Genomic DNA, 13,126 nt, shown 5'->3' on the forward strand with positions numbered 1-13,126 from the left:
AACGCCGCGGACAGGATTTGTTTTGTCTGAAACGCAAGAGGCCGCGCCCAACCTGTGGGCGCGGCCTCTTTGCTTGGAGTAAAAGCTGACGCAGAGCGCGCAACTATTAATTATTCACTGTTAACTATTAATTGCCTTTTTACCCTTCCTGCAACAACTTCCGCAGATCCACCAGTGCCGCATTGGCACGGGACACATAGTTGGCCATCACCAGAGAATGGTTGGCCAGCATGCCGAAGCCGTCGCCGTTGAGAATCAACGGGCTCCACAGGGTTTCCTGGGTAGCTTCCAGTTCCCGGACCATTTGCCGGAAGCTGACAGTGGCATTCTTTTTACGGAGCACTTCGGCGAAATCCACCTCGGCGGCACGCATCAGCTGCGTCAGGGCCCAGGTCGCTCCACGCGCTTCATAAAATGCATCGTCAATCTTCAACCAGGGCGTTTTCACAAAGTCTTCTTCATTGCCGGGTTTGGCAACGGACTCGGCACTGCCCACATCCATATTCAGCTCACTGCGCCCCACACTCTGGCTCAGCTTCAGACTGAGAGAACCCAGCCGGCTCTGCACTTCGTTGAGCCAGTAGTTGAGGTTATCGGCCCTGGCATAGAAGGTACCGTCGCCTTCGTTGGCATCAGTGAGACGTTCCAGATAACGCTGCAGCGCCTTGATACCGCGGCGATATTCGCTTTCTGTGGCCGGCATGGCCCAGCTTTGCGCGTCAAAATTGAACTGGGGCTCGGCAATGGCCAGATCCCGGTCTTCCTGGCTCTGGGACTGGGAGCGGCTCATGTCACGACGCAGCACCCGGGTGAAATCACGGACTTGAACCAGAACACCGTATTCCCAGGACGGCATGTTATCCATCCAAAGACGATGCGGGAGTATGTCATTACTGAGATAACCCCCCGGTTTGGACAGCAAGGTGTCCGCAACGAAAATCAGCTCCCGGGCAATGGTTTCACCGGCAACCGCATTGTCACGGCTGGGCAATTCACGCAGCTCCGGTTCCTGACTCCAGTACCAGCTCAGCAGCACGTCCACCAGCAGTAACAACCCCAGTAGCCAGAGAACGCCCTTCCAGATCCGGTTATGACGGGGGTCGAGCATGGCGTCGCCCATTTTTTCGGTGAATTTCTCGTTACTCATGATCACTCCCAAGATCGACGAACCGCTACTATAGCCCAGGCTTCTGAGTTGCGGCAGGGAGTAACACGATAGCAGCTGCGGGAGTCTGCGCACACCGTTTACGGTAAGTCAGACTACCGCCATAAAGAGAGAGCAGACCATTGACGATGGACAAACCCAGCCCGGCTCCATCGCTATCCGAATGCCCCCGACTGAAACGTTCCCGATAGCGCTGCCATTGCTCTTCGCTCAACCCCTCACCACTGTCTGAGATTTCAATAGAGACCTGACGGCCCTGCCGCTCCGCATTCACCTGTATCACGCCAGGCGAGGCATAGCGGCAGGCGTTGTCGATCAGGTTACGCAGCACCAGCTGCAGGGCTTCCTCAGGCATTGCCACCAGAAGGGATTCCTCCAGACACAACACAAGCTGCTGGTTGAAACGGTCCCCCAGGGGCACCAGCGAGGCCAACGTATCCCTTGCCACCCTGAGGATATCTGCACAGGCACCCTGCTCAGGTGGGCCCTGAGCAGGATCAAGCCGTGCCAGCACCAGCAACTGCTCAAGCATTCGCTCAGCGCGCCCTACCGCTTCCTGCAGCCCTTGCAGGGATTCGTCCCGTAGTTGCGGATCCGACAGAGAACGGGCGTTCTCAGCGTGCAATCGCAGCACCATCAGCAGGGTCCTTAACTCATGGGCAGCATCTGCAGTAAACCGCTTTTCACGCTCGATACCAGCGTCCAGGCGTTGCAACAAGGCATTGATCGCCTCTTTCACCGGTTCCAATTCACGTACCTGCTTGCCCCCCGTTAACGGCGTCAGGTTATCCGTGGATCGGCGGCTCACCGAGCGGGCAAGATCCGACAACGGCGACAGACCAAGACGAATCGCCAGCCACACCAGCAACATCACGAAAGGCACACTGATCAAGTACGGGGCGAGCAGAGAACCCGCCACATTTTTCACCATGGAATGGCGGGCATAGTCACTCTCTGCCAGGATCAGCCAGCGATTATTCGAAAGGGGTAACGAATAGGCGTGCCAGCCTTTGATTTCCTCGTAATGGGGCCGCTCATTGAGCGCAACCAGGGGAGATTCGGGAGAGCCTTCACTGGCAGAAACCAGTTTGCCGCTCTGCCATAGCTGGTAGATAAAATAGCGCAGATAGCGGGATTCCTGACTATCCAGCGCAGAAAGGGAGGTCTCCGGTGGGTGACCATCCTGCCAGAAACCCGCCAACAAGTGAGCACTCTGCACCAGTTCGGCATCGTACTGCTCATCCAGTTCATGATAGATCGTGCGATAGGTAAGAATCCCCAGCAGCAGTCCTCCACCGAGGATCACGATCAAGATGGAAGCAACCAGAAAACGACGAATGGAGAAAGTCATTCCTGATCTCCGCTGAGACTGTAGCCAACGCCTCTTACCGTGCGGATAAGACCGCTGCCGAGCTTTTTGCGCAAGTGATGGATATGCACTTCCAGCGCATTGCTCTCCACATCCTCATTCCAGCCATATAGCCCTTGTTCGAGCTGATCACGGGTAAGCACACGGCCACGGTGACGCACCAGTTGCAGCAGCACGCTCATTTCCCGCCGGGATAGATTGACCGGCTCTCCACCACGGGTCACGCTGAAGCGGGCTGCATCAATCGCCAAATCCCCCACCGTCAGTATTTCACTACCTGGTGCTTCCCGACGACGCAGCCGGGCACGAATACGGGCAATCAGCTCCACCGCGGAAAACGGCTTCACCAGATAGTCGTCTGCTCCGCTATCCAGGCCTGTAATACGGTCATCAAGCGCATCCCGGGCACTGATGATGATCACGGGAATCTGTTTGTCCTGCTGACGCAAGGCACGTAATGCAGCCATGCCATCCATCCCTGGCAACCCCAAATCAAGCAGCACCAGCTCAAACCCGCCTGCAGCCAACGCAGGCAAGACCAGGTCTCCACGATCAACCAGATCGACGGTATACCCTTCCGCGCGGAGGGCACGCTGCAGGCCATCCGCCAGCAGCGCATCATCTTCAACCAGTAACAGCCGCATCATCTCCCCATTGAATCCAGTACTGTACACCAGCACCGCGCAGCATGGTTTCCGCATCCCGGCCTTGCAGCAAGGCCAGCGTGGACAATAACCCCGCCTGGGTACATTGCTGCCCAAACACAGTGACTGCACGCGGCGCATCGGCCACAGGCCAACCGCTGCGCGGATCCAGCACATGGCTGTATCGAATACCATTACGCAGCAGATAACGCCGGCTGTCACCACTGGTAGCCAGTGCCCCGGTGGTGAACTGTAACTGGCCAGCCATGGGCCTTGCGGTACCTTCCATACCCACCTGCCAGGGAGATGTGGCAGCACGAGCCACCAGATCACCGCCGAAGTTCACCAGCAGATCGGCATCAGTCAGTTTAGCTGCCCGCTGAAAAGCACTGTCCACGGCATATTCCTTGCCGATACCGCCCAGATCCAGCTCCATGCCTTTTTGCAACCGAATACAGCCGGCCTCCCGCTCCACCTTGTCCCAACCCACCAGTGGCAACAGGGCATGCACCTGTTCCGGCTGGGGCACTTGATCAGAACCATCAAACCGCCAGGCGCGACGCAGAACCCCGGAGGTGATGTCAAAGGCGCCATCACTGAGACGCCAGCACTGGTCAGCAAAATCCAGCAACCTGACCGTCTCCTCGTCGAGCGTCACCCATTGTTGATCACCGGCATTGATTGCCGCGACCAGATTGTCGTCACGATAGCGGGAATACTTGTGTTCAATGCGCCAGGCTTCCGCAGCCACAGACTCCGCCACCTCACGTGCCAGGCTTTCATCAACATCCCTGACCAGACATTCACATGGGCTGGCCATGGCAACAAAACGGCCCCGCCAGAGGGGGCCGTCCTGCTCCAGGGTAAGGGCCTTGTACATTTCATCTCTGCCCTGCTTCATCCGGGCTCCACCATCGTCAAATCGGTTACCAGTAGAAGGTATAACCGACCTGAGTGATGAGTGCATCCAGTTCCGAGGCATCGCTGTCGCCACTCTGGGTGAAGCTCTCCACCCGCAGGCTCAGCTGCTGGTTGTTGGCCCACTCCTTGCCGACCTTGAACCCATAGGTGGTATCCGTGAGGTTACCCAAACGGTAATCCGCCGAAACTTCGCCCTGGCTGTTCTGCAGTGATGTCAGCTCGGAAGCCGTAATGGATTCCTTATAGAAGTCTGCCTCGCTCTGGTCGTACCAGCGCACATGGGGCTGCAGGTACCAGCCGTTATCGAACTGGAAACGGTACTTCACATCCAGGGTATGGGACGTGATACCCCAGTCATCGGACATGAAACGATAGCCCACCGCCAGCACATCCCGGTTGAAGTGGTAACGGTTCTCCCAGTACAAGGCATTCTTGGTCCGCGAATCCGGTCGCAACTCGAAAACCTGTGCGTCGCCGGCACCAATATCGTTGGCGCCGAAACTTTCCGCTTCCAGCGGATCGCCGTTGGCATCCACCACCGTGACAATCTTGTACGGGTCGGTGTGATACCCATCTGATATGGACAGGTTGTAGTTCAACTGCATGATCCAGCGGCGGTTGATCACCTGCGTCATGCCGATCAGAAAGTCATTGATCGACTTGTCTTCACTGCCATCGGTCTTGTCCTCGTCACTCTGGAAAGTCAGCCCGACCGGCGACCCACCCACCGGGTCAATGGTGTCCGCCTCATGGGCCACCCCAAACGTCAGCGTGGTGTTCTTGTTGTTCAGGTCCCACAACAGACCGGCATTCAGCCCCAGGGAGGTAAAGTCATACTCATTGGAAAAGTTGAGACCGCCGGTCCAGCGCAGGTTGCGGGTGAACGGACGGGTATATTGCATGTTGGCGGCTACCCGGGTGTCCTTGAAGGCATCATCAAGGGGAACCTCATTGGTCACTTGATAGGAACTGTTCCCGGAAGGAGAGGTAAAGGTCTGTGGCTTGTCAGAAGTGATGGCGCCGTTATGAGAGGCCCCGGTAAGTGTATCCAGGGTCAATTTCATTTCCAGTTCACTCTCGTCCTGGAACTGCTTTTTGGCACGAACCACGGGCTCCACTGCCGTCACCCTGTCCTGCTCACTGTAATACAGCACGGCAGAATCAAATTGCCACGCATCGGTGGTATCCTGAGCTATGGCTGGTTGCCCCAGCAGGGAACACGTTGCCGCTGCCAGGCCCGCACCAATCTTCTTTCCGTCTAACATTTTTTTCATGGTTCGTCCCTCAGTTGCAGCCGCAGCCGCCGCCGCCAAAACCGCGCCCGCCACTGGACGCTTCCTTGCTGAAATAGATGTGATCATCCAGCGCATCATCGAGACCGTCTGCCGCCCCCGGTGTCATCACCGGCTTGGCCAGCAGATCACGCTCCCACGGTTGCACCCCCAAGTTCTGGCACCCGGCAAGGGCACCCAGGGCCGTCATCACGGCCACAAGACTGATCAGCCTTTTCATTGTTTTGCCTCCAGTAACCGAACGATTTCCTGCTCGTAGTCATCCTTGTGCTTTTCGGAGAAGCCGATATGGCGCGACAGCTCTTCACCATCGGCACCCAACAGGATGGAGCTGGGCATGCCCTGCAGGGCGTAACGGGTGGCCAGCTCGCCGTCCGGGTCGTACACCAGCGGGAAGGTGGCCGGGTATTTGTCCAGGAACAACTGGGCGTCTTCCCGGCTGGGATCCACGTTGACTCCAATCACGGTGAAGCCCTTTTCTCCGTATTTGGCCTGCATATGATTGAGCCAGGGAAAGGAACGCCGACACGGCCCGCACCAGCTGGCCCAGAAGTCCACATAAATGACTTTTGCGTCTGCCTGCAGCTCGGGGGAAAATGGGGGCTGGGCAATGGCCAGCCAGGGAACGGCCAGCAGTACAAGTACCCGTAGAAAGCGCATAAGGTTCTCCTGTTATTGAGACCACAGCTTCCTACGGATGCCTTAAAGCAATCTTAAGGCACCGTTAATAATCCGCCCTGAAACTTATCGGTCATTCCGTCATCGAAACGATGCCGTCTTTTGCTTTTGGGGATTGAGGAGTAACTAATGCAAAAAACCTGGCTACGACTGGGGTTCGCCCTGACACTGCTGCTGGCATGTTCCGCTACCCTGGCGCAGGATTTTTTCGGTGAAGACCGCCTTCCTACCGTAGATGAAGCCATCCAGTTGGTAACCGATGCCGACTGGGACAACCAGCAACTGCTGCTGGATTTCGAGCTGATCGACGACGTTTATCTGTACCAGCACCGTTTCGGCTTCAGCTTGCGAGACCAGAATGGAAATGTGCTGGAGGATTTCGCCGACTACACCCTCCCCCCCGGCAAGGACAAGACCGACGAAATTTTCGGGGATGTGCAGGTTTACTACGACCGGCTTTCCCTGACCCTGCCGGTCGGCAGCGTACCGCTGGTGGCCACCGAGCTTGAGGTCCGTTACCAGGGCTGTATTGAGGACACCCTGTGCTATCCGCCCACCAAGAAGGTTATCCCGCTGGCCAATCCGGCACCGGCAAAAAAGTCCCCGGCCGCGACCGCGGCCACTCCCGCTGAGTCCCCCAGCACCCGCAATGATGACGGCGGTTTTCTCAGCACTCTGCAATCCGAAGACGCCAACGCCTTCAACCGGTGGATGACCGACCGCTCCCTGGGACTGATCATCGGCCTGTTCTTCGTGGGCGGCCTGCTACTGGCGTTCACGCCCTGCGTCTTCCCCATGGTGCCGATCCTTTCCGGGATCATCGCCGGCGAAAAGGAACCCAGCGCCAGTCGCGGCTTTGTGCTCAGCACCAGCTATGTGCTGGGCATGGCGGTGCCCTATACCCTGGCCGGGCTGCTGGTTGCGGTATTTGGCGCCGGCCTGAATCTTCAGGTCCTGCTGCAACAACCGGCGGCCATCATCACCTCCACGGTGGTCTTCGTGTTACTGGCCCTGTCCATGTTCGGTCTCTACGAGCTGCAACTGCCTGCTTTCTTGCGTAACAAGCTGCACCAGCCCGGCGACAGCCAACGGGGCAATCTGCTTGGTGCCGCCATCATGGGCACCATCTCCGCCCTGGTGGTCTCCCCCTGTGTGACCCCGATTCTGGCCGGAGCACTGATCTATGTGGCCGCCAGCGGCGATGCCCTGACCGGTGCGGCTTCCCTGTTCGCCCTGTCCATGGGCATGGGGGTGCCGCTGATCATTTTCGGTACCGGCGGCGGCAGCCTGCTGCCCCGGGCCGGCATGTGGATGGAAGAAATCAAACGCTTCTTTGGTGTGGTCATGCTGGGCGTCGCCATCTGGCTGCTGGACCGCATCATCAACGGCACCCTTACCCTGGGCCTTTACGGTCAGCTGCTGGCGATCTACGGGGTGCAGCTCGGCGCCCTGGAATCCGCCGGCGAGGGAATGGCCCGACTCAAGCGGGGTATCGCTCTGGTGCTGGCCCTCTATGGCTCGGTAATGATCGTCGGGGCACTCAGCGGTGGCGACGACCCACTGCAACCCCTGGCGCCGATGACACAACCGGCACCGGTGACTGACACCGTCAGCTCTCCCAGCGACCACGGCCCCTGGCAGACCATCCTGGGCCGCGACAATCTCACCACGGCCCTGGCCGATTCCCGCCGGGCCGGCAAACCGGTGCTGGTGGATTTCTTTGCTGAATGGTGTGTGGCCTGCAAGGTGCTGGAGGAAACCACTCTCAGCGATCCCCAGGTGCTGGCAGCCATGGAAGACTTCGACCTTTATCGGGTGGACATCACCGAGATTAACGCGGACAGCCAGGCCATCATGGAGCAGTACAACATCCTCGGCCTGCCGGCATTGGTGTTCTTTACCCCGGCAGGCACGGAGCTACCGGAATCCCGGGTACTGGGGGAAATGAAACCAGCGAGGTTCCTGGAGCATCTGGACCAACGGGTGATGCCGGGGCTTTGATGCCCCTCCACGACCCCATGCCCTTGCCGTAGGAGCTCCGCCTAACCAAAAATCGTGAAACAGTACCGATTGCACGGCATCTTCCGGCAACTTGTAACGAATGTTGTAAAACCCTTTTTTCTGTCATGATTTCCCCCTAGTATTGCACAAGTGCCAGAAACACCGGGATAACCGGTGCATTTCCTGCACGTTCACGGTAGATAACGACAAATTCCCCAGGGGGGACCCGTTTTGGCTTCCATTCTGGTCTTACATGGCCCAAACCTGAATCTGCTCGGCACCCGTGAGCCGGACAAGTACGGCCATGTCACCCTGGCCGATATCAACCAGCAACTGCAGACCCAGGCCAGCGATGCCGGCCACCACTTGCAGCACCTGCAAAGCAACGCGGAATACGAGCTGGTTGAACGGATCCACGATGCCCGCACCGAGGGCATCGACTTCATCATTATCAATCCGGCGGCCTTCACCCATACCAGCGTGGCCCTGCGTGACGCCCTGCTGGCGGTGGACATCCCCTTTATCGAGGTGCACCTCTCCAATGTGCATGCTCGGGAAAGCTTCCGCCATCACTCCTATTTTTCTGATATTGCCCGGGGCGTGATCTGCGGGCTCGGCGCCACCGGCTACACGCTGGCGCTGACCGCCGCCCTTGAACAACTGGATGGTTAATACATGGATATTCGCAAGATCAAGAAACTGATTGAGCTGCTGGAAGAATCCGGCATCGAAGAGCTGGAGATCTGTGAAGGGGAAGAATCCGTGCGCATCAGCCGCGGCTCCCGTCACCCTGCGGCGCCCGCGCACTACTATGCGGCTCCGCAGGCACCTGCACCGGCGCCCGCTCCGGCGCAGACTCCTGCCGCCGAAGCGCCGGCCCCGGCCGACAATACCCCCAGTGGCCATTTGGTTCGCTCACCTATGGTCGGAACCTTCTACCGTTCCCCGTCACCGGGCGCCTCCTCCTTTGTCGAGGTGGGCAAGAAGGTCCAGGCCGGCGACGTGCTATGCATCGTCGAAGCCATGAAGATGATGAACCAGATCGAAGCGGACAAGTCCGGCACCATTGATGCCATCCTTGTGGAAGACGGCGAACCGGTTGAATTCGATCAGCCTCTGTTCTCCATCGTTTAACGGAGGCATCTCATGCTGGAAAAGGTTGTCATTGCCAACCGCGGCGAAATCGCCCTGCGCATCCTGCGTGCCTGCAAGGAGCTGGGCATTCGCACCGTGGCGGTTTATTCCAAGGCTGACCGGGATCTCATGCACGTGCGGCTGGCCGACGAAGCGGTCTGCATCGGCCCGGCCTCGTCCACCGAGTCCTACCTGAACATCCCGGCGATCATCAGTGCGGCGGAAGTCACCGACGCCGACGCCATTCACCCGGGTTACGGTTTCCTCGCCGAAAATGCGGATTTTGCCGAAAGCGTGGAACGCTCCGGCTTCACCTTTATCGGCCCCAAGGCGGAGACCATCCGTTTGATGGGCAACAAGGTCGCCGCCATTGAAGCCATGAAGAAAGCCGGCGTTCCCACCGTGCCCGGCTCCGATGGCCCCCTGGGTGACGACGGCGATGCCTCCCTGGCCATGGCCGAGAAGATCGGCTACCCGGTGATCATCAAGGCCGCTGCCGGCGGCGGCGGCCGTGGCATGCGCGTGGTGGAAGACGCCAAGCACCTGCTCAATGCCATCACCTTGACCCGCTCTGAAGCCAAGAATGCCTTCGGTGACGCCACCGTTTACATGGAAAAGTTCCTGCAGAAACCCCGTCACGTGGAAGTGCAGGTCTTGGCGGATGGCGCCGGCCATGCCATCCATCTGGGCGACCGGGACTGTTCCCTGCAACGTCGTCACCAAAAGGTGGTGGAAGAAGCCCCTGCGCCGGGCATTCCCCAACACCTGAAAGATGAAGTGGCCGAGCGTTGCGTCAACGCCTGCAAGGAAATCAATTACCGGGGTGCCGGCACCTTCGAATTCCTGTACGAAAATGAAGGGTTCTACTTCATCGAGATGAATACCCGTGTACAGGTAGAGCACCCTGTGACCGAAATGATCACCGGTGTCGACATCGTCAAGGAGCAACTGCGCATCGCCAGCGACGAAGGCCTGCAGCTGCAACAGTCAGACATCACCTTCCAGGGGCATGCCATCGAGGTCCGTGTTAACGCGGAAGATCCGGTCCGCTTCACCCCCTGCCCCGGCAAGATCACCTATTTCCACGCGCCGGGTGGCAACGGCGTCCGTGTGGACTCCCATATCTACAGTGGCTACACCGTGCCCCCCTACTATGACTCCCTGATCGGCAAGCTGATCACCTGGGGCGAAAACCGCGAGATCGCCTTTGCGCGCATGAAGAATGCGCTGGACGAAATCGTGGTGGAGGGCATCAAGACCAATGTGGAACTGCACCGCAACAAGATCTTCAGGGACAAGGCCTTCATTGCCGGCGGCGTGGATATTCACCACCTCGAGAAAAAACTGGGAAGCAGTGAATAGTTAACAATGAACAGTGAATAGCTCGCGTTCACCATTAGCTGTTATATTATCTCCGAGGCCGCGCCCAGACCCTGTGCGCGGCCTCATCCGTTCTGAACGACGACCTCCTTTCTCGCGCAGCTATTAACTGTTAACTATTCACTATTAACTAGAGCGAAGCGACAACATGGCCTGGCTCCAGCTCCACCTTGCCACCACCGAAGCCCATGCGGATGCCTTTCAATCCGCACTGGAAGACATGGGCGCCTGCGCGGTTACGCTCACCGACGGCGCCGATCAGCCAGTCTTCGAGCCACCGCCCGGTGCTCGCCCCCTGTGGCAGAACACCGTGGTCAGCGCCCTGTTCGATGCGGACCGTGACCCGGCATTGATCCTCGCCGCCCTGCAACAACAGGGGCTGGAGGCCCAGGCCCATCATCACGAAACGCTGGATGATCAGGTCTGGGAACGGGCCTGGATGGATGATTTTGCGCCCATGCGCTTTGGTGAACGGCTGTGGATCGTCCCCAGCTGGAGTGCATCGCCGGATCCCCAGGCGGTAAATCTGAAACTGGATCCGGGGCTGGCCTTCGGCACCGGCACCCATGAAACCACAGCCCTGTGTCTGGAATGGCTGGACCAGGCCGACCTGACCGGCAAGGCCGTACTGGATTTCGGGTGTGGCTCAGGGGTGCTGGCCATCGCCGCCCTGCTGCTGGGGGCCGGCAATGCCACCGGCACCGACATCGATCCCCAGGCGCTGACCGCCAGCGAAGACAATGCCCGCAACAACGGTGTCGCCGACGGACTCAGCCTCTACCTGCCGGAGAATCTGCCCGCAGACTACCGCTGCGACGTACTGGTGGCCAACATCCTGGCCGGCCCGCTGATAGACCTGGCTGGCCAACTGGCCGGTTATTGTCGCCCCGGCGGCAGCCTCGCACTATCCGGCATTCTTGCCGAACAGGCGGAGTCGGTGCGGGCCGCCTACACCCCCTGGTTCGACCTGAATCCCACCACCCAACAGGGTGACTGGGTGCGAATCGACGGAGTACGACGTAAAACTGAGTGACAGGTCCTTGCGGGCTGTCCCGCTTTTTCTGTAAAACATACCTGACTCATCTGCACGCGTTATCTGGATTTAGGGGCTGCGTGCAGCGTGTTGCGTCTCATCACCAATAACAATCAGGCGAAAGCCATGGCCGCCCAATACAAAACCCGCTGCCCACACTGTGCAGCCCAGTTCAAGATCACCGAAGAACACCTGAAGCAGGCCCGCGGCGCGGTACGCTGCGGCTCCTGCCTGCAGATTTTTCAGGCCAGTGACTACCTGATTGATGCCCCCCCGGCCAAACAGGACGCCGCCGACGATCGCTGGGCAGGCGCCCTGGAAAGCAATCCAGGCAACGCCAGCGAAGACTCTCGGCAGACGTTCGATGATGACGATGACGGGGCCACCTCCAGCCTCAGCATTGAAGGTATGGAGCTGAGCGACTCCTTCATCAATCTGGATGAAGATGCCGCCGACTCCGGGCTCGGGGAAGATTTTTCCGACATGCAGGGCGCTGGCCGCGCCAGTCATAACGACAATGCGGATGAGGCCTGGGCCGAGGCCCTGCTCAAGGAACTGGAAAACGAAGACGATCCGCCAGCGAAACAGACCGCCAGCCAACCCGCCAGTTTTGCCCCCCGGGACAGCCAGGCCAGCCCGCCGAAAGCCGCGGCACAACCACCGCAGGCCAAGAAAAAACCGGCCCCCAAACCGCCTCAGGATGACGAGGATGACAGCCTGTTCGGCGGCCTGGACCTGTTTGGCGACGACCTGACCGAAGAACCGGTCCCATTGTCGCAGCCGGTACGTGAGCGTGATACGCCCTTCCGCCAGCAACACGACTGGACGGGGATGCTCAAATGGGGAGGTTTGTCAGCCCTGGCCCTGATGGTACTGGTAGCACAATACGCCTACTTCAATTTCGATGATCTGGCCCGTACCCCACAATGGCGCCCCCTCTACCAACAGGCCTGCGGCGTGCTGGGCTGCCGGCTGCCCAACCGCACGGATATCAGTAAACTGCGCGGTGCCAATCTGGTCGTCCGCAGCCATCCCGACTACACCAACGCCCTGATCGTGGACGCCATCCTGTTCAACGAAGCCCGTTACCCGCAGCCGTTTCCGGAACTGGAACTGAGCTTCAGCGCCCTCAATGGTGATCCCGTCGCCAGCCGTCGCTTCAGCCCGGCGGAATATCTCCGGGGAGATCTGACAAACATGGAGGCCATGCCGGTGAACACTCCGCTGCACATCTCCCTGGAAATTGTCGATCCGGGCGAGCAGGCGGTGAACTATAACCTGCGCCTGCTGCCAGCCGTGGATGCCAAGGAACGGGTGAGCCAGCGATAGCGGCCCTGACCCGATCAGCGAGTAACGAGGTACGAGTCTCGAAAAGCCAAACCGGTTTTGCCTTTCGAGACTCGTACCTCGCTCCTCGCAACTAACCACTCAGATAACACCACCGCACCCGCCTGAGCCCGAAATTGCGCATTTTTTACCCTGCGCCCTTTCATCCCCGCGCGCCGCTCA

General features: G+C 59.0%; 13 protein-coding genes. 6 read left to right on the forward strand and 7 right to left on the reverse strand.

The features are described from left to right. Positions 1-139: 139 nt before the first annotated feature. From A3714_RS11430 to A3714_RS11460, 7 genes are read right to left on the reverse strand one after another with little or no spacing between them, the layout of a single operon-like run. Positions 140-1,147: a DUF2333 family protein gene (locus A3714_RS11430; protein ID WP_063508524.1), complete on the reverse strand. Its 1,008-nt coding sequence runs from the start codon at positions 1,145-1,147 to the stop codon at positions 140-142. 28 nt (positions 1,148-1,175) lie between these two features. Then, a complete protein-coding gene (locus A3714_RS11435) occupies positions 1,176-2,516 on the reverse strand; it encodes an ATP-binding protein (RefSeq protein ID WP_063508525.1) in 1,341 nt (446 codons plus the stop codon). Further along, positions 2,513-3,178 carry a response regulator gene (locus A3714_RS11440; RefSeq protein WP_063508536.1) on the reverse strand — a complete coding sequence of 222 codons (666 nt, stop codon included), beginning with the start codon at positions 3,176-3,178 and terminating at the stop codon, positions 2,513-2,515. Before A3714_RS11440 ends, A3714_RS11435 begins: the two co-directional genes overlap by 4 nt. Next, a complete protein-coding gene (locus A3714_RS11445) occupies positions 3,159-4,079 on the reverse strand; it encodes an FAD:protein FMN transferase (protein WP_231866024.1) in 921 nt (306 codons plus the stop codon). The genes A3714_RS11440 and A3714_RS11445 overlap by 20 nt, the downstream gene beginning before the upstream one ends. Positions 4,080-4,104: 25 nt before the next feature. Continuing rightward, the gene (locus tag A3714_RS11450) at positions 4,105-5,373 is read right to left on the reverse strand and encodes a DUF3570 domain-containing protein (protein ID WP_063508526.1); all 1,269 of its coding nucleotides are present in this window, start codon (positions 5,371-5,373) and stop codon (positions 4,105-4,107) included. A 10-nt stretch (positions 5,374-5,383) separates the two neighbouring features. Next, complete coding sequence (locus A3714_RS11455) at positions 5,384-5,611, reverse strand: DUF4266 domain-containing protein (protein WP_063508527.1); 228 nt, start codon at positions 5,609-5,611, stop codon at positions 5,384-5,386. Next, positions 5,608-6,051 carry a TlpA disulfide reductase family protein gene (locus A3714_RS11460; protein ID WP_063508528.1) on the reverse strand — a complete coding sequence of 148 codons (444 nt, stop codon included), beginning with the start codon at positions 6,049-6,051 and terminating at the stop codon, positions 5,608-5,610. The genes A3714_RS11455 and A3714_RS11460 overlap by 4 nt, the downstream gene beginning before the upstream one ends. Before the next feature lie 147 nt (positions 6,052-6,198). On the opposite strand from A3714_RS11460, the gene dsbD reads away from it, so the two are divergent. From dsbD to A3714_RS11490, 6 genes are all read left to right on the forward strand, one after another. After that, the gene (gene dsbD, locus A3714_RS11465) at positions 6,199-8,070 is read left to right on the forward strand and encodes a protein-disulfide reductase DsbD (RefSeq protein WP_063508529.1); all 1,872 of its coding nucleotides are present in this window, start codon (positions 6,199-6,201) and stop codon (positions 8,068-8,070) included. A 231-nt stretch (positions 8,071-8,301) separates the two neighbouring features. Continuing rightward, on the forward strand, positions 8,302-8,742 hold the full coding sequence (gene aroQ, locus A3714_RS11470; protein ID WP_062815932.1) for a type II 3-dehydroquinate dehydratase: 441 nt from the start codon (positions 8,302-8,304) through the stop codon (positions 8,740-8,742). A gap of 3 nt (positions 8,743-8,745) precedes the next feature. Then, entirely contained in the window at positions 8,746-9,204 is a 459-nt protein-coding gene (gene accB / locus A3714_RS11475; protein ID WP_063508530.1) for an acetyl-CoA carboxylase biotin carboxyl carrier protein, read from the forward strand. Between the two features lie 12 nt (positions 9,205-9,216). Continuing rightward, complete coding sequence (gene accC, locus A3714_RS11480) at positions 9,217-10,566, forward strand: acetyl-CoA carboxylase biotin carboxylase subunit (RefSeq protein WP_062815930.1); 1,350 nt, start codon at positions 9,217-9,219, stop codon at positions 10,564-10,566. 166 nt (positions 10,567-10,732) lie between these two features. Next, positions 10,733-11,617 (forward strand): 50S ribosomal protein L11 methyltransferase, encoded by an 885-nt coding sequence (gene prmA, locus A3714_RS11485; protein ID WP_063508531.1) that lies wholly within the window; start codon positions 10,733-10,735, stop codon positions 11,615-11,617. Between the two features lie 126 nt (positions 11,618-11,743). Further along, positions 11,744-12,946 (forward strand): zinc-ribbon and DUF3426 domain-containing protein, encoded by a 1,203-nt coding sequence (locus A3714_RS11490; RefSeq protein WP_063508532.1) that lies wholly within the window; start codon positions 11,744-11,746, stop codon positions 12,944-12,946. Positions 12,947-13,126 lie beyond the last annotated feature (180 nt).

The organism is Alcanivorax sp. HI0007, from assembly GCF_001635525.1.
GTDB lineage: Bacteria > Pseudomonadota > Gammaproteobacteria > Pseudomonadales > Alcanivoracaceae > Alcanivorax.

Excerpts from the sequence above, each read along its gene's own strand:
- A3714_RS11440 (WP_063508536.1), bottom strand. The coding sequence starts at position 3,178 with ATGCGGCTGTTACTGGTTGAAGATGATGCGCTGCTGGCGGATGGCCTG.
- A3714_RS11490 (WP_063508532.1), top strand. The coding sequence starts at position 11,744 with ATGGCCGCCCAATACAAAACCCGCTGCCCACACTGTGCAGCCCAGTTC.
- A3714_RS11460 (WP_063508528.1), bottom strand. The coding sequence starts at position 6,051 with ATGCGCTTTCTACGGGTACTTGTACTGCTGGCCGTTCCCTGGCTGGCC.
- A3714_RS11445 (WP_231866024.1), bottom strand. The coding sequence starts at position 4,079 with ATGAAGCAGGGCAGAGATGAAATGTACAAGGCCCTTACCCTGGAGCAG.
- accC (WP_062815930.1), top strand. The coding sequence starts at position 9,217 with ATGCTGGAAAAGGTTGTCATTGCCAACCGCGGCGAAATCGCCCTGCGC.
- A3714_RS11450 (WP_063508526.1), bottom strand. The coding sequence starts at position 5,373 with ATGAAAAAAATGTTAGACGGAAAGAAGATTGGTGCGGGCCTGGCAGCG.
- A3714_RS11455 (WP_063508527.1), bottom strand. The coding sequence starts at position 5,611 with ATGAAAAGGCTGATCAGTCTTGTGGCCGTGATGACGGCCCTGGGTGCC.
- dsbD (WP_063508529.1), top strand. The coding sequence starts at position 6,199 with ATGCAAAAAACCTGGCTACGACTGGGGTTCGCCCTGACACTGCTGCTG.
- A3714_RS11430 (WP_063508524.1), bottom strand. The coding sequence starts at position 1,147 with ATGAGTAACGAGAAATTCACCGAAAAAATGGGCGACGCCATGCTCGAC.
- accB (WP_063508530.1), top strand. The coding sequence starts at position 8,746 with ATGGATATTCGCAAGATCAAGAAACTGATTGAGCTGCTGGAAGAATCC.
- A3714_RS11435 (WP_063508525.1), bottom strand. The coding sequence starts at position 2,516 with ATGACTTTCTCCATTCGTCGTTTTCTGGTTGCTTCCATCTTGATCGTG.
- prmA (WP_063508531.1), top strand. The coding sequence starts at position 10,733 with ATGGCCTGGCTCCAGCTCCACCTTGCCACCACCGAAGCCCATGCGGAT.